The sequence below is a fragment of the Pseudomonas sp. LFS044 genome (genome assembly GCF_047978245.1).
Classification (GTDB): Bacteria; Pseudomonadota; Gammaproteobacteria; order Pseudomonadales; family Pseudomonadaceae; genus Aquipseudomonas.
In genome coordinates this window covers 73911-96338 of the sequence record NZ_JBFPFX010000009.1, presented here as the reverse complement: position 1 = coordinate 96338, position 22428 = coordinate 73911, and the positions used below count along the sequence as shown (strand labels likewise).

Sequence of the window (22428 nt, the reverse complement as noted above, 5' to 3'; positions counted from 1 at the left end):
CTCCCACTAGTTATTTTTGTGCGGGCTCACGAGTTGTAGCCGGAGTGGGGGTAGCCCACTCCGGGTGCGGCATTGGCAGGCCGCTGGGGGTGCGCTTATTGCGGACCCATCTTGTCCATCAGCGCTGCGAGCATTTCGTATTCTTCAGCGGTCAGGTCGGTCAGCGGGGTGCGCACCGGGCCTGCGTCGTAACCGGCGATCTTGGCGCCAGCCTTGACGATGCTCACGGCATAACCGGCCTTACGGTTGCGGATGTCCAGGTACGGCAGGAAGAAATCGTCGATCAGCTTGCCAACGGTGGCGTGATCTTCACGGGCGATGGCGTGGTAGAAGTCCATCGCGGTCTTCGGCACGAAGTTGAACACCGCCGACGAGTAAACCGGCACACCCAGGGCTTTGTAGGCAGCAGCATACACTTCGGCGGTCGGCAGGCCACCCAGGTAGCTGAAGCGGTCACCCAGGCGACGACGGATCGACACCATCAATTCGATGTCGCCCAGGCCGTCCTTGTAGCCGATCAGGTTCGGGCAGCGTTCGGCCAGTTTTTCCAGCAGGTCGGCGTTCAGGCGGCAGACGTTGCGGTTGTACACCACCACACCGATGTTCACCGATTTGCACACGGCTTCGACGTGGGCCGCAACACCGTCCTGGCTGGCTTCGGTCAGGTAGTGCGGCAGCAGCAGCAGGCCCTTGGCGCCCAGGCGCTCGGCTTCTTGAGCGTATTCGATGGCCTGGCGGGTGGAGCCGCCGACGCCGGCGAGGATGGGTACCGACGTTGCGCAGGTGTCGACTGCGGTCTTGATCACCTGGCTGTACTCGCTGGCGGCCAGGGAGAAGAACTCACCGGTGCCGCCGGCGGCGAACAGGGCGCTTGCGCCGTACGGGGCCAGCCATTCCAGACGCTTGATGTAGCCGGCCTGGTTGAAATCGCCCTGGGCATTGAAGTCGGTGACCGGGAAAGAGAGCAGGCCGTGGGAGAGGATGGATTTCAGTTCTTGTGGATTCATTGTTGTTGGCATCCTGTGGCGCTTGGGGTGAAGGTGTGATGTGTTGCGATGGAGGTAAGTTATCGTACAACCTCCGGAATGGCTAGTCCTTTGTTGGAGATTTTTTTGGGGGAGCGTGAGGGTGCTTGTCATAGGATTTGCGGTGGGGCATAGATCGAGCGCCGCCCGCGCGAAGCGCTTGCCTTGGGATCTTTGGCGCCTATGAGATCGAGCGCCGCCCGCGCGGCGCATCGCGGCTAAAGCCGCTCCTACATTTGTTGCAACGTGCCATGGCCTGATAGGCCATAGTTGTCAGCCTTGGTGGCTCGACGAGATTTTTCGGCTGGCGCGGCTGCTGCCTCACCTGTCTTCAGTCATGCGCCAAGGCGGACAACCATGGCCTGACTGGAATGGCACGTTGCAACAAATGTAGGAGCGGGCTTGCCCGCGATGCGCCGCGCGGGCGGCGCTCGGTCTCAAGGGCGCTGAAGATCCTAAGGCAAGCACCCCGCGGGCGGCGCTCCATCTCCCAGGCGCAGAAAATCCTACGACGACCACACATAAGGTCATCGTATCTCTTAAGAAGGAAAGGAAAAAACGATCGCGGAGACAGGCACAAGCCCGCCGCCCGCTTCCACGGGAAGTGTTCTGGGACCAGCAGAGGGTGACCGAGGAAGCGGGGGCGACCTTGCGCCGCCCCGCGATCAAAACCTAACGAAGCTGAGGTTCAAGCCGCCTGTTGGCGCTTGATCTGGGACTTGCGAACCTGGGCTCGGCAGGCATCGCCGAAGGCCTGGAAGATCTTGATCGAGTCAGGGTTTTTCGCCGCTTGCCACTCCGGGTGCCACTGCACGGCGAACAGGAACGGCGAGATGCTCGGGCCGTGGATCGCTTCGACCAGGCCGTCTTCAGCATGGGCGATCGGCTCTAGGCCGGCACCCAGGTTGCGCAGGCCCTGGCCGTGCAACGAGTTGACGCGAATCTCGTCGGTGCCGAGGGTGTCACGCAGCCAGCTGCCCGGCTTGATCTTCACGCTGTGCACCTGGGCGTACTGCACCTCGACCGGGTCTTCCGGGTTTTCGCGGTGGTCGTTGAAACCAGGTTCGGCGTAGACCTTCTGGTAGATGTCGCCGCCCAGGGCCACGTTGATTTCCTGCATGCCGCGGCAAACGCCGAAGATTGGCAGGCCGCGCTTGAGCGCTGCCTTCACCAGCGGGATGTCGAACAGGTCGCGATTGACGTCCTGGCCTTTGCCCGGGGTCTGGTTTTCCTGGCCGTACAGGCTTGGCTCGATGTTGCTGCCGGCACCGGTCAGGTACACGCCGTCGGCCATGTCCAGATAGGTCTCGAGGTCTTCGACGCCACAGCAGGTGGGCACCAGAACCGGGACGCAATCGGAGAAGTCGACCAGCGGGGTAATGTATTTGTGGGTCATGACCTGATAGTCATGGCCTTTGCGCTCTTGGCTGCCCATGGTCATCAGGACGACGGGTTTGCGCAGGGAAGGTTGCTTGTTGCCAATGTTGCTGTTGGACATATGTCACCTTATGACAGGTTCGACCTGTCGTTGTTGTGCAGGTGCACGGCCCGGGGCCTGATGTGCTACCTGAAGCCCCGAGCACTGCCGGCTCGTCAGAGGCGACGATTCCGGTCGGGGCTTGTAGACAGCTTGCCAGAGCCGTTCGATATGTCAAACGACTGGCAGGGGGGAGGGAAGGGATAAAACGCCTGAATTCGGGGGCTAAAACCCTTGCGGGCCTCAGGCGGCAAGGGTTTGGCAGGGGGTGAGGTCAATAATATTTAACGACGCAGTTGGGTCATTGCAGCGGTGCAATGAAAGGCCGCTTGTGTTGTGTTCGCTGGCCCTATCGCCGGCAAGCCGGCTCCCACAGGGAAAACATCGCATTCAAGACCTGCGCCGTACCTGGGCTGCCCCCAAGGATTGGATTGGTGTCCAACTTCTTGGGGGCAGTCCATACCTGTGGGAGCCGGCTTGCCGGCGATTGGGCCAGTGGCCTCAATGAAGGATCTGCGCCAGAAAACTTTTGGCCCGTGCGGTGCGTGGTTGGTTGAAGAACACCTGCGGCGGGCTGTCCTCGATGATTTGCCCTCCCTCCAGAAACAACACCCGCTCTGCGACCTGCCGGGCGAAGCCCATTTCATGGGTGACGCACAGCATGGTCATGCCGGTGCCGGCCAACTGCACCAGCACATCCAGTACTTCGGCGACCATTTCCGGGTCGAGTGCCGAGGTTGGCTCGTCGAACAGCATGATGCGCGGTTTCATGCACAGTGCTCGGGCGATCGCCACGCGTTGCTGCTGGCCACCGGACAGCTGGCTGGGGTACTTGTGCGCCTGGCTTTCGATACCGACCTTGCTCAAGTACAACCGCGCCCGCTCCTCGGCGTCCTTGCGCGACAGCCCGCGCACGCTGGTGGGCGCCAGCAGGCAGTTGTCCAGCACGCTCATGTGCGGGAACAGGTTGAAATGCTGGAACACCATGCCGATCTCGCTGCGCACCTGGGCCGCCTGGCGGGTGGTGGCAGCGAGGTCGGTACCGGCCACCTGGACGCTGCCTTGTTCAGCAACCTCCAGGCGGTTGATGCAGCGGATCAGGGTGGATTTGCCCGAGCCGGACGGGCCGCACAGTACGATGCGCTCGCCTTCGCGCACCTGCAGGTCGATATCGCGCAATACGTGATAGGCGCCATAGTGCTTGTTCAGGCCCTCGATGCGGATCAGCACCGGGCGTGGGTCGGTTTCAGGGGCAAGGCTGGCAACGCTCAAAGGGGCGGTCATGTTGTTGTTCTCCCGCTTGGATTCAGTCGAAACGTGCCGCGCTATAAGGCGCAGGGTCGGTAAAGGGGCGCTCGCCGGTGAGCAGTTCGGCCAGCAGCCGGCCGCTGACCGGGCCTAGGGTCAGGCCGTGGTGCGCGTGGCCGAAGTTGAACCACAGGCCTTCGTGTCGCGGCGCCGGGCCGATTACCGGGCGCATGTCCGGCAGGCACGGGCGGCGGCCCAGCCAGGGTTTGTCGTCCAGGCGCTCGCCCAGGGCCGGGAACAGCTTGCGCGCCAGCGCTTCGCAGCGCTTGAGCTGGATCTCGTTGCCAGGCGCGTCACTGGCGGCGAACTCGATGCCGGTGGTCAGGCGCACGCCACGTGCCATGGGGGCCAACACATAGCCGCCTTGGGTATCGCAGATCGAGTGCTGCAACTGGGCGCCGCCGCGGGTGCCGTAATGCATGTGGTAGCCGCGCTTGATACCCAGCGGGATCTGGTAACCCAGGCGCTGGTAGAGGTCGGCCGACTGCGGGCCGAGGCAGGCCACCACGTCGTCGGCGGTGATCGAACCGCGCTGGCTGTCGACCTGCCACTGCCCGCCGGCCTGGCGCAGGCTGCATGCATCGCCATGCAGGAACTGCCCGCCACGCTGCACGAACAATGCGGCGTAACCACGCGTGAGGGCGCCGGGGTCCTTCACGGTTTTCGGGTCCAGCCAATGGATGCCGCCGACCACGGCACTGTCGAGCTGATGCTCGCGGGCTTGCATTTGCCCGCGCTCGAGAATCTCGTAGCGCAGGCCGTAACGGGCCAGGCCCTTGAGCTCGGCCTTGGCCTGCTCGAACAACGCAGTGTCGCGGTATACCTCGATCCAGCCCTTGGCCTGCACCAGCCCTTCAAGGCCGGCGGCGGCGATCAACGCGTCATGCTCTTCGACGCAGCGCTGCACCAGCGGCAGCATATCGGCGGCAGCGCCGGCCAGCCGCCCAGGCGCCGATTGCCGCCAGTAGCGCAGCAGCCACGGCGCGGCCTTGGGCAGGTGCAGCAGGCTGTAGCGTACGTCCGGTTGGCGGTTCAGGCCGTAGCGCAGCAGTGCGCCGAATTGCCGCGGGAAGGCATAGGGAATGACGCTGGAGCGCTCGATCAGCCCGGCGTTGCCATGGCTGGTGCCGCTGCCGGGCTGGTCGCGGTCGATCAGGATCACCTGGCGCCCGCGTGCCTGCAGGTGCAGGGCGGTGCTGACGCCGACGATACCGGCGCCAAGGACAAGGGTCTGGCAATGCATGAATGTATCCTCGGTCAGTTCAAGTGGCGGCCCAGGCGGGCTTCCAGGTGTTTCAGCAGGCGCCGTACCAGCTCCACGATCACCAGGTAGAGCACAGCGGCCCACAGGTAGATCTGGAAGTCGTAGCTGCGCGAGAACGCCAGCTTGGTCACCCCCATCAGGTCGTAGATCGTCACCAGCGAGGCGATGGCGCTGGCCTTGATCATCAGGATCAGCTCGTTGCCCAGCGGGCCGATGGCCACCAGCAACGATTGCGGCAGGATCACCTTGAAGAAGGTGGTCGAGCGTTTCAGGTTCAATGCCCGTGCGGCTTCATGCTGCCCGGGCGCCACCGCCATCAGGCTGCCGCGGAAAATTTCGGCCTGGTAGGCGGCGGTGTTCAGGGTGAAGGCCAGCAAGGTGCACAACCAGGCTTCGCGGAAGAACCACCAAAGGCCAACGTCCTGCCAGAACCCCTTCAACGAACCCAGGCCGTAATACAGCAGAAACAGCTGCGCCAGCAGGGGCGAGCCGCGGAAGAAATAGACGTAGCCGGCGGCCAGCCGTTGCAGCAGCAGGTGGCGCGACATCCGCGCCAGCGCCAGCAGCAGGCCGAGCACGGCACCCAGGCTGAAGGAAATCGCCACCAGCTTGGCCGTTACCAGCAAACCATCCACAAAACGCGGCCCGTAGCGCTCCAGCAGATCGGGGTCGAGCACCAGGTTCAGCAGTTGTTCGGCACTCATGTGCGTGCTCCTTGCAGGTGACGGTTGCTGCGCCGTTCGATGAAGGCGAACACCCGCCCCGACAGTGCTGCGAACAGCAGGTACCCCAGGCAGGCCACGCCATAGAAGAACATGGGCTCTTTGGTGACGCTGACCGCGAGGTTGGTCTGGCGCATCAGGTCGACCAGCGAGATGGTCGAAACCAAGGAGGTGTCCTTGAGCAACGACAGCCAGTTGTTCGAAAGCCCTGGCAGGGCAATGCGCGTCAGCTGTGGCAGCACTACCTTGAAGAACGCCGTGCGCCTGCCCAGGCCCAGCGCCGAGCAGGCTTCAAGCTGGCCTTTGGGCAGGGTCTTGAAGGCAGCCAGCCAGATCTCGCTGGAAAACGCGGCGAACACCAGGCTGAAGGCGATCATGGCGGCGAGGAAGGTATTGATCAGGAACTCACCCTGGTAGCCCATCGCGGCCAGCAGCTTCTGCGCGGCGATCTGGCAGCCGTAATAAATGATCAGCAGGGTCAGCAGCTCGGGCAAGCCACGGAACACGGTGGAAAAGCAGGTTGCCCAGGCGCGCGCCAGGCGTTTGCGTGAGCGCGCCGCCAGGGCCACGGCCAGGCCCAGCGGCAGGCCGATGGGCAGGCAGGCGAGGGCCAGCGACACGGTGACCAGCGCGCCGGCCAGCAGCGCCTGGCCCCAGCCGCCACTGGCGAAGGACAGCAAGGACAATTGATCGAGCATGACATATCCCTTGTATTGGCTGGCCCGGCCTCAATCGCCGGCAAGCCGGCTCCCACAGGTGTCGCAGCGAACCTGGGACTCTGTGGGGGCCGACGTGCGGCGTTGGGCTGAACGTCAGTTATAGATGTCGAAGTCGAAATACTTGCTGGCAATCTTCTGGTAGGTGCCGTTGGCGACGATCGCTGTCAGTGCGGCATTCAGGCGCTGGCGCAGCGCCTCGTCGTCCTTGCGCACGGCGATGGCGGCATCGGCCTTGGTCCCGGCCACGTCGCCGAGTACCTTGCAGCAGTCCTGGCCGTTCTTGGTCATCCACTCGTGCAGCGGGAACTTGTCGGCGATCACCCCGTCCAGGCGGCCGGCGGCGAGGTCGGCGTTGGCCTCGTCCAGGGTCGGGTAGAGTTTCACGTCGGCGCCGGCCTTGGCGTATACGTCTTCGGCATAGATCGCCTGGGTGGAGGACGACTGGGCGCCCACGGTGTAGCCGTCGAACGTGGTCTGAGCGTCGCTGATCTTGCTGTCCTTGGCCACGGCGACGGTCAGCGGGGTGCGGTAGTAGTGCTCGGTGAAGGCGATCTTCCTGCGCCGCTCTTCGGTGTCGATCATCGAGGCCACCACGGCATCGTACTTGCGCGCCATCAAGGCGGGGATGATGCCTTCCCAGTCCTGGGCGACCAGGGTGCACTCCACCTTCATCTGTTCGCACAGGGCGTGGGTGATGTCGATGTCGAAGCCATGCAGCTGGTTATCGGCATCCACATAGTTGAAAGGCGGGTACGCGCCCTCGGTGGCGAAGCGCAGGGTTTCGGCGCTGGCGGCACCCGCCACCAGCAGGGCACACGCACCCACCAAAGCCATGGTCTTGTTCATCTCGCACCTCTTGCACTCTTGCTATTGTTGTTTGCCCGTCGTGTAGCCGACGAACTCGTTATGTAGAGCGGCAGTCGCTTCCAAGCGTTTTTCAACATCCGGCCCAAGTTTCTTGCAGACCTCGTTGACCATCAGGTGCACCCACGACAGCATCGCCGAGGTGGATTCCCAGAACAGATTGAATTCGGTGGGGATGCGGAACACCTCGTCGGCGTTGGCATCGGCCCAGTCACAGAAGGTGTCGGTCACCAGCGTCACCGGTATGCCGGCCTGGCGTGCCTTCTGGCACAGCAGCAGGGCATGGCGGGAATACCGGCGCGCCTCGAACACCACCAGGGCGCTGTTTTCCGGGCGGCCAAGCAGCACGTCGCCATAGTGCCCAGCGCTGCCATCCACCACCTGCACGCCATCGCGCAGGTACTGCAGCAGGTGCGCCATGCACTGGGCGACGCCGCGCTCGGTCTGAAAACCGGCAATGAACACCCGTGGCCTGTCCGCCAGGCGCTGGGCGGCCTGGTGCCAGGCATCGCTGCGGCTGTATTCATGCACCCGCACCAACGCGGCGATTTCCAGCTCCAGGCTGCCGGCGCGGTGGCTGTCATCGTGCTGCTGGCGATACTCCTGCAAACGGTCGCCCACCAGCCACGGGCCGTCACCCAAGTCGCTCTGCAGGTCTTGCTTGAGCGCCTTGAGATGGGCATAACCGAGGGAGCGGCAGAAGCGCCCGACGCTGGATTCGCTGACCCCCAGCTTGTCGGCGATGCTGGCAGAGGTCTGGAACGGCAGTTGCTGAAGATTGGCGAGCATGTAGCTGGCGATCTTGTGGCCCGAAGCCGTGGCCCCTTGCAGGCTGTTTTCCAGGCGTTGCTTGATCGGTTGGCTCATGCCGCTGCTCCAGGTGAGGCGTGGAATAGAAAATGGATGTTTTCTGTCACAGCGTCAATATTTGACAGATAGCTGTCACATGCAGGAAAGTTTTTGTCGCTGCCAATGCTGTTGCCATTCCAAATCCAAGAAAGGAGCTTCAGATGTCTGCACCTTCCACCGAACCCGTCGTGCGCGTGCCTTTTGCCGAGCTGCAGGGCCTGTTGCAAGCAATCTTCCAGCGCCACGGCTGCAGCGAGGCGGTGGCCGGCGTGCTCGCCCACAACTGCGCCAGCGCCCAGCGTGATGGCGCCCATAGCCACGGGGTGTTTCGTATTCCCGGGTACGTCTCGACCCTGGCCAGCGGCTGGGTCAACGGCCAGGCCGCACCGCAGGTGAGCGATGTGGCATCCGGTTATGTCAGGGTCGACGCGGGGGGGGGCTTTGCTCAACCGGCCTTGGCGGCAGCGCGTGGGCTGCTGGTCGAAAAGGCCCGCAGTGCTGGTATTGCGGTGCTGGCGATCCACAATTCGCACCACTTTGCCGCGCTGTGGCCGGATGTCGAGCCGTTCGCCGATGAAGGCCTGGTGGCGCTGAGCGTGGTCAACAGCATGACCTGCGTGGTGCCCCATGGTGCGCGCCAGCCGCTGTTCGGCACCAACCCGATTGCCTTTGCCGCACCGTGCGCGGGGCATGACCCGATCGTCTTCGACATGGCCACCAGCGCCATGGCCCATGGCGACGTGCAGATTGCCGCCCGTGCCGGCCAGCCGTTACCCGAAGGCATGGGCGTGGACGCCGACGGCCAGCCGACCACCGACCCCAAGGCCATTCTCGAAGGGGGCGCACTGCTGCCGTTTGGCAGCCACAAGGGCTCGGCGCTGTCGATGATGGTCGAACTGCTGGCGGCGGCACTGACCGGTGGGCATTTTTCCTGGGAGTTCGACTGGTCGGGCCACCCGGGCGCGAAAACGCCGTGGACCGGGCAGTTGCTCATCGTCATCGACCCGAGCAAGGCCGAAGGCGACCGCTTTGCCCAGCGCAGCCGTGAGCTGGTCGAGCAGATGCAGGCGGTGGGGTTGACGCGGCTGCCGGGCGAGCGGCGTTACCGGGAGCGTGAAATCGCCGAGCGCGAAGGGGTGGCGGTGACCGAGCAGGAGCTGCAGGGCTTGAAGGCACTGCTGGGCTGATTGCCCTGTGCATTCTTGCATAGACAACCTTGCACATTAGGTGATGTTCCTTCCCGCCGAGTCCGGGTATCCTCAGGGCAGCCTTTCCGAACTGTCCTGATCCAAGGAGCTGCACGCTGTGTTCAAACATGTCGATGCCTATGCCGGCGACCCGATCCTCTCGTTGATGGAAACCTTCAAGGCCGACCCGCGCGCCGACAAGGTCAACCTGAGTATCGGCCTGTACTACGATGAGGCCGGCGTGGTGCCGCAGCTGGCGGCCGTGGATGCGGTGGAAAAACGCATTGCCGGGGTTGACCACGAAGCCTCGCTGTACCTGCCGATGGAAGGCCTGGCCAGCTACCGCCAGGCCATCCAGGCGCTGCTGTTCGGTGCCGACCACCCGGCCGTCACCGGCAAGCGCGTGGCCACCGTGCAGACCGTTGGCGGCTCCGGCGCGCTCAAGGTCGGTGCCGACTTCCTCAAGCGTTACTTCCCGCAGTCGGAAGTCTGGGTCAGCAACCCGACCTGGGACAACCACCGCGCCATCTTCGAAGGCGCTGGGTTCAAGGTTAATAGTTACCCGTACTTTGACCAGACTACCCGTGGCGTCGACTTCGACGGCATGCTGGCCACCCTGCAGACCCTGCCGGCCAACAGCGTGGTGCTGCTGCACCCGTGCTGCCACAACCCGACCGGTGCCGACCTGACCCAGAACCAGTGGCAGCAAGTGGTGGAAGTGGTCAAGGCTCGCCAGCTGATTCCGTTCCTCGACATCGCCTACCAGGGCTTTGGCGAAGGCCTGGTTGAAGACGCCTACGCCATCCGCGAAATGGCCCGTGCCGGCGTGCCGTGCCTGGTCAGCAACTCGTTCTCGAAAATTTTCTCGCTGTACGGCGAGCGGGTAGGGGGCCTGTCGGTGGTCTGTGACGACGAAGCCACTACCCAGAGCGTACTCGGCCAGCTCAAGGCCACTGTGCGCCGCAACTACTCCAGCCCGCCCAACTTCGGTGCCCAGCTGGTGGCCGGCGTGCTCGGCGATGCTGCCCTCAATGCCCAGTGGGAAGCTGAAGTGGAAGTGATGCGCAAGCGTATCCTCGACATGCGCCAGGCGCTGGTCGATGCGCTGGCGGTACTGCTGCCAGGTCAGGACTTCCAGTTCTTCCTGCGCCAGCGCGGCATGTTCAGCTACACCGGTTTCAGCGTCGAGCAGGTCCGTCGCCTGCGTGACGAGTTTGGTGTGTACCTGATCGACAGCGGCCGGGTGTGCATGTCCGGCCTGCGCCCGGCCAACCTGCAACGGGTTGCCGAAGCGTTCGCTGCCGTTCAGAAGTGATGTGACAAGGGGGCTGCTTTGCAGCCCATTCGCGGGGCAAGCCCGCTCCCACAAGTGCTGAGTTGCACCTGTGGGGGCGGGCCTGCCCTGCGAAGCGGCCCTCCTGGTGACACCTTGTTGTCATGACAAGTGCAACCGTCCCTCGGACGGGGCTTCGCAACCGCCCACTTTCAGTGCACAATCGCGCCCCTCTTGATCTGGTTGGGGTGCACGAAGCGTCTGTTTCGCCATTCCCAGCCCTGTTGCAGTCTTGCGAGTGGAGCTACACCCGGAATGAATGAGCAGGCCCCAAGCGTCGAACGGCGCTATGAAGAATCAACCCCGGCCGCCCTGGGCAGCTGGTCGCGTCAAGACACTACCTGGATGCTGGGCCTGTTCGGCACCGCCATCGGTGCAGGCACCTTGTTCCTGCCGATCAACGCTGGCCTCGGTGGGTTCTGGCCGCTGATGATCCTCGCCGCACTGGCGTTCCCGATGACCTATTTCGCCCACCGTGGCCTGACCCGTTTCGTGTTGTCCGGGCGCAACGGCGGCGACATCACCGAAGTGGTCGAAGAGCATTTCGGCATCACAGCCGGCGCACTCATCACCGTCCTGTACTTCTTCGCCATCTTCCCGATCCTGCTTATCTATAGCGTGGCGCTGACCAACACGGTCACCAGCTTCATGGAGCACCAGCTGCACACGGCGCCGCCGCCGCGGGCGCTGCTGTCGTTCGTGCTGATCCTCGGTTTGCTGGCCATCGTGCGTTGCGGCGAGCAGGCCACGGTCAAGGTCATGAGCCTGCTGGTCTACCCGTTCATCGTCGCCCTGGCGCTGCTGGGCCTGTACCTGGTACCGCACTGGACCGGTGGCATCCTTGATAGCGCCACCCAGCTGCCGTCGGGTTCGGCGTTCCTGCACACCGTGTGGCTGGCGATTCCGGTGATGGTCTTCTCGTTCAACCATTCGCCGATCATCTCGGCCTTTGCCGTTGACCAGAAGCGCCGTTACGGCGAGCACGCCGACGAGCGCAGCGGCCAGATCCTGGCCCGCGCCCACCTGCTGATGGTGGCCATGGTGCTGTTCTTCGTGTTCAGTTGCGTGCTGACCCTCGACAGCGCGCAACTGGCCGAGGCCAAGGCGCAGAACCTGTCGATCCTGTCGTACCTGGCCAACCACTTCAGCAACCCGACCATCGCCTTTGCCGCGCCGCTGATTGCCTTCATTGCCATCGCCAAGTCGTTCCTGGGCCACTACATCGGTGCCAGCGAAGGCCTCAAAGGCATCATCGCCAAAACGGGTGCGCGCCCCGGCGCCAAGGCGCTGGACCGCGTGGTTGCCGCGCTGATGCTGGTGGTGTGCTGGATCGTCGCCACCCTTAACCCGAGCATCCTTGGCATGATCGAGTCGCTGGGCGGCCCGATCATCGCCGTGCTGCTGTTCCTGATGCCGATGTACGCCATCCGCCGCGTGCCCTCGATGCGCAAGTACAGTGGCGCGATGTCCAATGTATTCGTGGTAGTGGTAGGGTTGGTCGCCTTGACCTCCGTGGTGTACGGCCTGCTGGCCTGATTCGCTGCTTGCTGTAGACGTGTCCGGGTTGGCTGTCGCCACCCGGACATTTTTTTGTCCACAAGAATTGTCCGTCATTAGAACAATTTCGCTGTACCCCATAGGCACCCGGCCGCCTTCATGCTTAACTCAGGGTCCTTTTCAAACCCCGTATAAGGATTTCGTCCCATGGCTCAAGTCACGCTCAAAGGCAACCCGGTTCAGGTCAACGGCGAACTGCCGAAAACCGGTGCCCAGGCTCCTGCTTTCTCGCTGGTAGGTGAAGGCCTGGCCGACAAGTCGCTGAAGGACTTCGCCGGCAAGCGCAAGGTGCTGAACATCTTCCCAAGCGTCGACACCCCGACCTGCGCCACCTCGGTGCGCAAGTTCAACGCCCAGGCCAACGCTGTGGCCAACACCGTGGTGCTGTGCATTTCCGCCGACCTGCCGTTCGCCCAGGCTCGCTTCTGCGGCGCTGAAGGCCTGGAGAACGTGAAGAACCTGTCGACCCTGCGTGGCCGTGAATTCCTCGAAGCCTATGGCGTCGCCATCGCCGACGGCCCGCTGGCCGGCCTGGCTGCCCGCGCCGTGGTGGTGCTGGACGAGAACGACAAGGTGCTGCACAGCGAGCTGGTTGGCGAAATCGCCGACGAGCCGAACTATGATGCGGCGCTGGCTGTTCTGAAGTAAGGATTGCGGGGGGCAGGGCGGGTTCTTGTCGCCTGTTCCGGCCTCTTCGCGGGCAAGCCCGCGCCTACAGGTACGTTCTGGGCAACGGAACTCTCCACCCCCCATCCTCTCCAAGCAACACCCTGTAACGGCCCGGAACGCTTTCCGGGCCGTTTTCATTTAAAGTTCAACCTTTTGGCAACGTCAGGCAAAGGTAAACCTCTGGTAAAGGGCCTTTGCTAAAACGATGCCAGTGCTTATCGTTCACCCTCCCAAGTCGCCATTCCGAACAAGGTTCGTTCAACCCATGCAAGCTTCTGTCTCCCGATCCCCCCGTCGCTGGCTCGTCGGCCTGCTGATCCTGCTGCTGGCGGCCTTGCTGGCCTGGTGGCTGTGGCCCGCCGCAACGCCTGCCCACAAGGAGGGCGGCGGGGGACGGCCGGGCAAAGGCATGGGCATGATGGGCGGCCGCCCAGGCTTCGGTGGCTCCACCGAGGCAGTGCCGGTGCGGGTCGAGCCGGTACGGGTGGGCGACTTCCCGCTCTACTACAAGGCCTTGGGCACGGTCACCGCGACCAACACGGTCAACGTGCGCAGCCGGGTGGCCGGCGAGCTGGTGAAAATCCACTTCAAGGAAGGCCAGCAGGTCAAGGCCGGCGACCTGCTCGCCGAAATCGACCCGCGCTCCTACCGCATCGCGCTGCAGCAGGCCGAAGGCACGCTGGCGCAGAACCAGGCACAGCTGAAAAACGCCCAGGTCGACCTGGCCCGCTATAAAGGCCTGTACGCCGAAGACAGCATCGCCAAGCAGACGCTCGATACTTCCGAAGCCCAGGTCGCGCAGTTCCAGGGGCTGGTGAAAACCAACCAGGCCCAGGTCAACGATGCCCGCCTGAACCTCGACTTCACCCAGATCCGCGCACCGATCAATGGCCGCGTGGGCCTGCGCCAGCTGGACCTGGGCAACCTGGTGGCGGCCAACGACACCACAGCGCTGGTGGTCATTACCCAGACCGAGCCGATCAACGTCGCCTTCACCCTGCCGGAAACCGAGCTGAGCACCGTGCTCGAGCGCTACCGCAGCGGCGCCAGCCTGCCGGTCGAGGCCTGGGACCGCAGTGACAGCAAACTGCAGTCCACCGGCGTGCTGGGCAGCATCGACAACCAGATCGACACCACCACCGGCACCCTGAAGTTCAAGGGCCGTTTCGAGAACAAGGACCTGGCCCTGTTTCCCAATCAGTTCGTCAACGTGCGCCTGCTGGCCGATACCCTCAAGCAAGTGGTCATGGCCCCGGCGGCGGCGATCCAGTTCGGTAACGACGGCACCTTTGCTTATGTGGTCAATGCCGAGAACACGGTCAATGTGCGCAAGCTCAAGGTGGGCGCCACCGACGGTGAGAACAGTGTGATCCTCGAAGGCCTGAAGGCGGGTGACAGGCTGGTGCTCGAAGGCACCGACCGCCTGCGCGAAGGCACCAAGGTGGAAGTAGTCGAAGACAGCTCGCAGGTGCCGACCACCCCAGGCCAGCACCTGCAAGGCCAGGACTCGAAAGGTTCGGCGCAGGCCGGTGAAGCGGCAGGCAAGGCGGGCGCATGAACCTGTCGCGCCTGTTCATCCTCCGCCCGGTCGCCACCACGCTGAGCATGCTGGCCATCGTCCTGGCCGGCCTGATCGCCTACAAGTTGCTGCCGGTGTCGGCCTTGCCCCAGGTCGATTACCCGACCATCCGGGTCATGACCCTGTACCCAGGCGCGAGCCCACAGGTAATGACCAGCGCCGTGACCGCGCCGCTGGAGCGCCAGTTCGGGCAGATGCCGGGGTTGACCCAGATGGCCTCGACCAGCTCGGGCGGTGCCTCGGTGCTGACCTTGCGCTTCAGCCTGGACATGAACATGGACGTTGCCGAGCAGCAGGTGCAGGCGGCGATCAACGCCGCCAGCAACCTGCTGCCCAGCGACCTGCCGGCGCCACCGGTGTACAACAAGGTCAACCCGGCCGATACCCCGGTACTGACCCTGGCGATTTCCAGCAAGACCATGCCGCTGCCCAAGCTCAATGACCTGGTCGACACCCGCGTGGCGCAGAAGCTTGCGCAGATCAGCGGGGTGGGCATGGTGAGCATTGCCGGCGGCCAGCGCCAGGCCGTGCGCATCAAGGTCAACGTCGATGCCCTGGCCGCCAACGGCCTCAACCTGGAAGACGTGCGCACCCTGATCGGTGCGTCCAACGTCAACCAGCCCAAGGGCAACTTCGATGGCCCGACCCGGGTGTCGATGCTCGACGCCAACGACCAGCTGCGCTCCCCGGCCGAGTACGCCAACCTGATCCTGGCTTACAACAACGGTGCGCCACTGCGCCTGAAGGACGTTGCCGAAATCGTCGACGGCGCCGAGAACGAACGCCTGGCGGCCTGGGCCAACCAGAACCAGGCGGTGTTGCTGAACATCCAGCGCCAGCCGGGCGCCAACGTCATCGAAGTGGTCGACAGCATCAAGCAACTGCTGCCATCGATTACCGACAACCTGCCGGCTGGCCTCGACGTGTCGGTGCTGACCGACCGTACCCAGACCATCCGCGCCGCCGTCAAGGACGTGCAGCACGAGCTGCTGATCGCCATCGTCCTGGTGGTGATGGTCACCTTCGTCTTCCTGCGCCGCTTCAGTGCCACCATCATCCCGTCGATTGCCGTGCCGCTGTCGCTGATCGGCACTTTCGGCGTGATGTACCTGGCGGGTTTTTCGATCAACAACCTGACGCTGATGGCCCTGACCATCGCGACCGGTTTCGTGGTCGATGACGCCATCGTCATGCTGGAGAACATTTCGCGGCACATCGAAGAAGGTGAAACCCCGATGCAGGCCGCGCTCAAGGGCGCCCGGCAGATCGGCTTCACCCTGATCTCGCTGACGTTCTCGCTGATTGCCGTACTGATCCCGCTGCTGTTCATGGCCGATGTGGTCGGCCGCCTGTTCCGCGAGTTCGCCATTACCCTGGCCGTGGCGATCCTGATTTCCCTGGTGGTTTCGCTGACCCTGACGCCAATGATGTGCGCGCGGCTGCTCAAGCGTGAACCAAAGGAGGAAGAACAGGGCCGCTTCTACCGTGCCAGTGGCGCCTGGATCGACTGGCTGATCGACCACTACGGGCGCGGCCTGCAGTGGGTGCTGCGCCACCAGCCGTTGACCTTGCTGGTGGCCGTGGCCAGCCTCGGCCTGACTGTCGTGCTGTACATGGCGGTGCCCAAGGGCTTCTTCCCGGTGCAGGATACCGGCGTGATCCAGGGCATTTCCGAAGCGCCACAATCCACCTCGTTCGCCGCCATGAGCGAACGCCAGCAGGCCTTGAGCAAGGTGATCCTGCAAGACCCGGCGGTGCAGAGCCTGTCGTCCTACATCGGCGTGGACGGTGACAACGCCACACTCAACAGCGGCCGTCTGCTGATCAACCTCAAACCCCACGGCGAGCGCGACGTGACCGCCGGTGAAGTGATCAGCCGGCTGCAACCGCAGCTCGACAAGCTGGTGGGTATCCGCCTGTTCATGCAACCGGTGCAGGACCTGAGCATCGAGGACCGGGTCAGCCGCACCCAGTATCAGTTCAGCCTGTCTTCACCTGACGCCGACCTGCTCGCGCAGTGGAGCGGCAAGCTGGTCAGCGCACTGCAACAACGGCCAGAACTGCAGGACGTGGCCAGCGACCTGCAGGACAAGGGCCTGCAGGTGTACCTGGTGATCGACCGCGACATGGCCAGCCGCCTGGGGATCAACGTTTCGCAGATCACCAACGCCCTGTACGACGCCTTCGGCCAGCGGCAGATTTCGACCATCTACACCCAGGCCAGCCAGTACCGCGTGGTACTGCAGTCGCGTGATGCCGCCAGCATCGGCCCGCAGGCGCTGGAGTCGATCCACGTCAAGGCCAGCGACGGTGGCCAGGTACGCCTGTCGGCCCTGGCGCGCATCGAACAGCGCCAGGCCCAGCTGGCCATTTCGCACATCGGCCAGTTCCCGGCGGTGATGATGTCGTTCAACCTGGCCCACGGTGCGTCCCTGGGCGAGGCGGTCAAGGTGATCGAGCAGGTGCAGCAGGAGATCGGCATGCCGATCGGCGTGCAGACCAAATTCCAGGGCGCCGCCGAGGCGTTCCAGGCGTCGCTGTCGAGCACCTTGCTGCTGATTCTCGCCGCCGTGGTGACCATGTACATCGTGCTCGGTGTGCTGTACGAAAGTTACATCCACCCGGTCACCATCCTCTCGACCCTGCCGTCGGCGGCTGTCGGCGCCTTGCTGGCGCTGCTCATCAGCGGCAACGACCTGGGCATGATCGCGATCATCGGCATCATCCTGCTGATCGGCATCGTCAAGAAGAACGCGATCATGATGATCGACTTCGCCCTCGAGGCCGAGCGCCACCAGGGCATGACCCCGCACGACGCGATCTACCAGGCGGCGCTGCTGCGCTTCCGGCCAATCCTGATGACCACCCTGGCAGCGCTGTTCGGCGCCATACCGCTGATGCTGGCCACCGGCTCCGGCGCAGAGCTGCGCCAGCCGTTGGGCCTGGTCATGGTCGGCGGGCTGCTGGTGAGCCAGGTACTGACCCTGTTCACTACGCCGGTCATCTACCTGTACTTCGATCGCCTGGCACGCCGCTGGCGCCCGGCCACTGACGCCAGGCAGGCCGAGGCATGAACCTGTCCGGCCCATTCATTCGCCGGCCCGTGGCGACCATGCTGCTGAGCCTGGCGATCATGCTGCTCGGTGGCGTCAGCTTCGGCTTGCTGCCGGTGGCGCCCTTGCCGCAGATGGACTTCCCGGTGATCGTGGTGCAGGCCAACTTGTCCGGCGCCAGCCCCGAGGTGATGGCGTCCACGGTGGCCACGCCGCTGGAGCGCAAGCTTGGCAGCATCGCCGGTGTCACCACCCTGACCAGCAGCTCAAACCAGGGCTCGACCCGGGTCATTATCGGTTTCGAGCAAGGCCGGGATATCGACGGCGCCGCGCGCGAGGTGCAGGCGGCCATCAATGCCACCCGCAACCTGCTGCCCAGCGGCATGCGCAGCATGCCCACCTACAAGAAGATCAACCCGGCGCAGGCACCGATCATGGTGCTGTCGCTGACCTCGGATGTGCTGCAGAAGGGCCAGCTGTATGACCTGGCCGACACCATCCTGTCGCAGAGCCTGGCTCAGGTCAGCGGGGTAGGGGAAGTGCAGATCGGTGGCAGCTCGCTGCCAGCGGTGCGCATTGCCGTCGAGCCGCAACTGCTCAACCAGTACAGCCTTTCGCTGGACGAAGTGCGTACCGCCGTGGACAACGCCAATCAGCGGCGCCCCATGGGCTTTGTCGAAGACAGCGAGCGCAACTGGCAGGTGCGGGCCAACGACCAGCTGGAAAAAGCCAAGGACTACGAACCGATCGTGATCCGCCAGGAGAACGGCACAATCCTGCGCCTGTCCGACGTGGCGACCATCACCGATGGTGTCGAGAACCGCTACAACAGTGGCTTCTTCAATGACCAGAGCGCGGTGCTGCTGGTGGTCAACCGCCAGACCGGCGCCAACATCATCGAGACCGTCGACCAGATCCACGCACAGTTGCCGGCATTGCAGTCGCTGCTGCCGGCCAGCGTGCAGCTGAATGTGGCCATGGACCGCTCACCGGTGATCAAGGCCACCCTCAAGGAGGCCGAGCACACGCTGCTGATCGCCGTGGTGCTGGTGGTCCTGGTGGTGTACCTGTTCCTTGGCAGCTTGCGCGCCTCCCTGATCCCAACCCTGGCGGTGCCGGTGTCACTGGTGGGCACCTTCGCGGTGATGTACCTGTGCGGTTTTTCGCTGAACAACCTGTCGTTGATGGCACTGATCCTTGCCACCGGCCTGGTGGTGGACGATGCCATCGTGGTGCTGGAGAACATTTCGCGGCACATCGAGGACGGCCAGCCGCCCATGCGCGCAGCGTTTCTCGGGGCCAAGGAGGTCGGCTTCACCTTGCTGTCGATGAACGTCTCGCTGGTGGCAGTGTTCGTCTCGATCCTGTTCATGGGCGGCATCGTGCGCAACTTGTTCCAGGAGTTCTCGATCACCCTGGCGGCGGCGATCATCGTCTCGCTGGTGGTGTCGCTGACCTTGACGCCTATGCTCTGCGCCCGCTGGCTGAAGCCGCACCGCGCCGAGCAGACGCGCCTGCAGCGCTGGAGCGACAACGTGCACAAGCGCATGGTCGATGGTTACGACCGCAGCCTGGGCTGGGCCTTGCGCCACAGGCGGCTGACCCTGATCAGCCTGCTGGCGACCATCGGTATCAACATCGCGCTGTACGTGGTGGTGCCGAAAACGCTCATCCCGCAACAGGACACCGGCCAGCTGATGGGCTTCATCCGCGGTGACGACGGCCTGTCGTTCAGCGTGATGCAGCCGAAGATGGAGACCTACCGTCGCGCCCTGCTGGCCGACCCGGCCGTGCAGAGCGTTGCAGGGTTCATCGGTGGCAACAGCGGCACCAACAATGCCATGGTGCTGGTGCGCCTGAAGCCGATCAGCGAGCGCAAGATCGACGCGCAGAAGGTCATCGAGCGCTTGCGCAAGGAGATGCCCAAGGTGCCTGGCGGGCGCCTGTTTCTGATGGCCGACCAGGACTTGCAGCTGGGTGGCGGTGGCCGCGACCAGACCTCGTCGCAGTACCTGTATACCCTGCAGAGCGGCGACCTGGCTGCCCTGCGTCAGTGGTTCCCCAAGGTGGTCGCCGCCATGCGTGCGCTGCCCGAGCTGACCGCCATCGACGCCCGCGACGGCTCCGGCACCCAGCAGGTAACCCTGGTGGTCGACCGTGACCAGGCCAAACGCCTGGGCATCGACATGAGCATGGTCACCACGGTGCTGAACAACGCCTATAGCCAGCGGCAGATCTCGACCATCTACGACAGCCTCAACCAGTACCAGGTGGTGCTGGAGATCAACCCGAAATACGCCTGGGACCCCAGCACGCTGGAGCAGGTGCAGGTGATCACCAGCGACGGTGCACGGGTGCCGCTGTCGACCATCGCCCACTACGAGAACAGCCTGGCCAACGACCGGGTCAGCCACGAAGGGCAGTTCGCCGCCGAAGACATCGCCTTCGATGTCGCCGAGGGCTACAGCCCGGACCAGGCCATGGCGGCAGTGGAGCGGGCGGTGGCCAAGCTCGGGCTGCCCGAAGAAGTGATCGCCAAACTCGGTGGCACTGCCGATGCCTTTGCCAAGACGCAGCAAGGCCAACCGTTCATGATCCTCGGCGCGCTGGTGCTGGTGTACCTGGTGCTGGGCATTCTGTACGAAAGCTACATCCACCCGCTGACCATTCTGTCGACCTTGCCCTCGGCCGGGGTCGGTGCCTTGCTCGCGCTGTACGTCACGGGCGGGGAGTTCAGCCTGATTTCGCTGCTGGGCCTGTTCCTGCTGATCGGGGTGGTGAAGAAGAACGCCATCCTGATGATCGACCTGGCGTTGCAGCTGGAACGCCACCAGGGCATGACACCGGAAGAATCCATCCGCCGTGCCTGCCTGCTGCGCCTGCGGCCCATCCTGATGACCACGCTGGCGGCCATGCTCGGCGCCTTGCCGTTGCTGCTGAGCCGGGCCGAGGGCGCAGAAATGCGCCAGCCGCTGGGCCTGACGATCATTGGCGGCCTGGTGTTCAGCCAGGTGCTGACCCTTTATACGACGCCGGTGGTGTACTTGTACCTCGACCGCCTGCGTCACCGATTCAACCATTGGCGTGGCGTGCGCACCGACGCCGCTCTGGAAACTCCGCTATGAACTTTGCCCAGACTCCACTCCACCACGCCCTGAAGTTGCTGACCCGCGGGCGTGGCTCGCGCCTGGTCGGCGCCGGGCTCTGCGTGGCGCTGCTCAGCGCCTGTACCCTGAGCCCGGACTACCAGCGCCCCGAGCTGAGCACGCCGGCGCAGTTCAAGCAGGCCGAAGGCTGGACCCAGGCCAACCCGTCCGATGCCATTGCCCGTGGCGCCTGGTGGGAGGTTTACGGCGATGCCGGGCTCAATGCGCTGGTCGAGGAGCTCAACCGCAGCAACCAGACCGTGGCGCAATCGGAGGCTCAATACCGTCAGGCTCAGGCACTGGTACGCAGCAGCCGTGCATCGCTGTTCCCCAGCCTGGACCTGAGCGCCAGCAAGAACCGTTCGGCGCAAGGCACCGGCAGCTCCAGCTCCAGCCTGTCCAATAACAGCAGCGGCATCCGCAACACCTACAACGCGCAACTTGGCGTGAGCTGGGAAATCGACCTGTGGGGCAAGTTGCGCGAAACCATGAACGCCAACGAGGCCAGCGCTGAAGCCAGCTTCGCCGACCTCGCCGCGATCCGCCTCAGCCAGCAGTCGGAGCTGGTCCAGAACTACCTGCAGTTGCGCGTGATCGATGAGCAGAAGCGCCTGCTCGAAGCCACCGTCGCCACCTATGAACGGTCGTTGCGGATGACCGAGAACCAGTACCGCGCCGGGGTTTCCGGCCCTGACGCGGTGGCCCAGGCCCGCACCCAGCTCAAGAGCACCCAGGCCGACCTGATCGACCTGATCTGGCAGCGCGCCCAGTTCGAAAACGCCATCGCCGTGTTGCTCGGCAAGGCGCCGGCTGAGTTCGCCCTGGCCGACAGCAAGCGCATCCCGGCCTTGCCGCAGATTCCGGTCAGTTTGCCGTCGCAACTGCTCGAACGCCGGCCGGACATCGCCTCGGCCGAGCGTAACGTGATGGCGGCCAACGCCAACATCGGTGTGGCCCGTGCGGCGTATTTCCCGGATTTGAGCCTGAGCATGAGCGGCGGCTACTCCAGCAGCACCTTCAACAACTGGATTCAGTTGCCCAACCGCTACTGGTCGGTAGGCCCGCAACTGGCGCTGACGTTGTTCGATGCCGGCAAACGCAGCGCCGAAGTGGACCGTACCGTCGCGGTGTACGACCAGACCGTGGCGCAGTACCGCCAGACCGTGCTCGATGGCTTCAAGGAGGTCGAGAACTACCTGGTGCAATTGAAGGTGTATGCCGACGAGGCGGTGGTGCGCCAGGAAGCGCTGGATGCCGCGCGCGAATCGTTGCGCCTGACCGAGAACCAGTACCGCGCCGGGTTGATCGGTTACCTGGATGTGGTGAACGTGCAGACCACCGCGCTGAGCAACGAACGCAGCGCGCTTAACCTGCTTCAGGGGCGGTTGGTGGCCAGTGTGCAGTTGATTGCCGCGCTGGGTGGCGGTTGGCATGCCGATCAGGCGTTTGCCGAGCAGGATTGATCGGGGGAAAGTGACGGGCTATGGGCTGACAGCAAACCGACCAGTGGCAATATGCCTTCATCCTAGCCCAGAACGCGTCTAGGTCAGGCTTCGCGCTGGTTTCGCCGGGTTATTGGATCCGTTCCCATTCGCAAAAAGCCCGTGCGTTTCGGCAAAGCTTGAGTACAATCGTCAGTTTTTCCGGGCTCCCCCTGACCCGTTGCTGGAACTCCC

General features: G+C 64.0%; 16 protein-coding genes. 8 read left to right on the top strand and 8 right to left on the bottom strand.

Features of this window, described 5'->3' with window-relative positions:
• Window positions 1-95: 95 nt before the first annotated feature.
• The 8 genes from kdgD to ACNQPL_RS10040 all read right to left on the bottom strand — a co-directional run bounded on the left by kdgD (window position 96) and on the right by ACNQPL_RS10040 (window position 8246).
• Complete coding sequence (kdgD, locus tag ACNQPL_RS10075; protein ID WP_346614325.1) at window positions 96-1007, bottom strand: 5-dehydro-4-deoxyglucarate dehydratase; 912 nt, start codon at window positions 1005-1007, stop codon at window positions 96-98.
• A 706-nt stretch (window positions 1008-1713) separates the two neighbouring features.
• A complete protein-coding gene (locus ACNQPL_RS10070; RefSeq protein WP_346614324.1) occupies window positions 1714-2523 on the bottom strand; it encodes a gamma-glutamyl-gamma-aminobutyrate hydrolase family protein in 810 nt (269 codons plus the stop codon).
• Between the two features lie 480 nt (window positions 2524-3003).
• Window positions 3004-3786, bottom strand: a complete 783-nt coding sequence (locus tag ACNQPL_RS10065) for an amino acid ABC transporter ATP-binding protein (protein ID WP_416466586.1) — start codon at window positions 3784-3786, stop codon at window positions 3004-3006.
• A 22-nt stretch (window positions 3787-3808) separates the two neighbouring features.
• The gene (locus tag ACNQPL_RS10060) at window positions 3809-5053 is read right to left on the bottom strand and encodes an FAD-dependent oxidoreductase (protein ID WP_416466585.1); all 1245 of its coding nucleotides are present in this window, start codon (window positions 5051-5053) and stop codon (window positions 3809-3811) included.
• Between the two features lie 14 nt (window positions 5054-5067).
• Window positions 5068-5778: an ABC transporter permease gene (locus tag ACNQPL_RS10055; protein WP_416466583.1), complete on the bottom strand. Its 711-nt coding sequence runs from the start codon at window positions 5776-5778 to the stop codon at window positions 5068-5070.
• Window positions 5775-6494 carry an ABC transporter permease subunit gene (locus ACNQPL_RS10050; RefSeq protein WP_346614320.1) on the bottom strand — a complete coding sequence of 240 codons (720 nt, stop codon included), beginning with the start codon at window positions 6492-6494 and terminating at the stop codon, window positions 5775-5777. Before ACNQPL_RS10050 ends, ACNQPL_RS10055 begins: the two co-directional genes overlap by 4 nt.
• 114 nt (window positions 6495-6608) lie before the next feature.
• Entirely contained in the window at window positions 6609-7361 is a 753-nt protein-coding gene (locus ACNQPL_RS10045; protein WP_416466582.1) for a transporter substrate-binding domain-containing protein, read from the bottom strand.
• Window positions 7362-7382: 21 nt separating this feature from the next.
• On the bottom strand, window positions 7383-8246 hold the full coding sequence (locus tag ACNQPL_RS10040; protein WP_416466581.1) for a MurR/RpiR family transcriptional regulator: 864 nt from the start codon (window positions 8244-8246) through the stop codon (window positions 7383-7385).
• Between the two features lie 143 nt (window positions 8247-8389).
• Here ACNQPL_RS10040 and ACNQPL_RS10035 point away from each other — a divergent pair, with 143 nt between their 5' ends.
• The 8 genes from ACNQPL_RS10035 (at window position 8390) to ACNQPL_RS10000 (ending at window position 22215) form a co-directional block, all read left to right on the top strand.
• Window positions 8390-9415 (top strand): Ldh family oxidoreductase, encoded by a 1026-nt coding sequence (locus tag ACNQPL_RS10035; protein WP_346614317.1) that lies wholly within the window; start codon window positions 8390-8392, stop codon window positions 9413-9415.
• Window positions 9416-9533: 118 nt separating this feature from the next.
• Window positions 9534-10730 carry an amino acid aminotransferase gene (locus tag ACNQPL_RS10030; RefSeq protein WP_346614316.1) on the top strand — a complete coding sequence of 399 codons (1197 nt, stop codon included), beginning with the start codon at window positions 9534-9536 and terminating at the stop codon, window positions 10728-10730.
• Between the two features lie 273 nt (window positions 10731-11003).
• Window positions 11004-12284, top strand: a complete 1281-nt coding sequence (locus ACNQPL_RS10025) for a serine/threonine transporter (RefSeq protein WP_416466580.1) — start codon at window positions 11004-11006, stop codon at window positions 12282-12284.
• A gap of 168 nt (window positions 12285-12452) precedes the next feature.
• Window positions 12453-12953, top strand: coding sequence for a thiol peroxidase (gene tpx, locus ACNQPL_RS10020; protein WP_416466579.1), 501 nt, complete (start codon window positions 12453-12455; stop codon window positions 12951-12953).
• A 286-nt stretch (window positions 12954-13239) separates the two neighbouring features.
• Window positions 13240-14532, top strand: a complete 1293-nt coding sequence (locus tag ACNQPL_RS10015; RefSeq protein ID WP_416466578.1) for an MdtA/MuxA family multidrug efflux RND transporter periplasmic adaptor subunit — start codon at window positions 13240-13242, stop codon at window positions 14530-14532.
• A complete protein-coding gene (locus tag ACNQPL_RS10010) occupies window positions 14529-17627 on the top strand; it encodes an MdtB/MuxB family multidrug efflux RND transporter permease subunit (protein WP_416466577.1) in 3099 nt (1032 codons plus the stop codon). The genes ACNQPL_RS10015 and ACNQPL_RS10010 overlap by 4 nt, the downstream gene beginning before the upstream one ends.
• The gene (locus tag ACNQPL_RS10005) at window positions 17624-20731 is read left to right on the top strand and encodes an efflux RND transporter permease subunit (RefSeq protein WP_416466576.1); all 3108 of its coding nucleotides are present in this window, start codon (window positions 17624-17626) and stop codon (window positions 20729-20731) included. The genes ACNQPL_RS10010 and ACNQPL_RS10005 overlap by 4 nt, the downstream gene beginning before the upstream one ends.
• Window positions 20728-22215, top strand: coding sequence for an efflux transporter outer membrane subunit (locus tag ACNQPL_RS10000; RefSeq protein WP_416466575.1), 1488 nt, complete (start codon window positions 20728-20730; stop codon window positions 22213-22215). The genes ACNQPL_RS10005 and ACNQPL_RS10000 overlap by 4 nt, the downstream gene beginning before the upstream one ends.
• The last annotated feature ends 213 nt before the right edge of the window (window positions 22216-22428 follow it).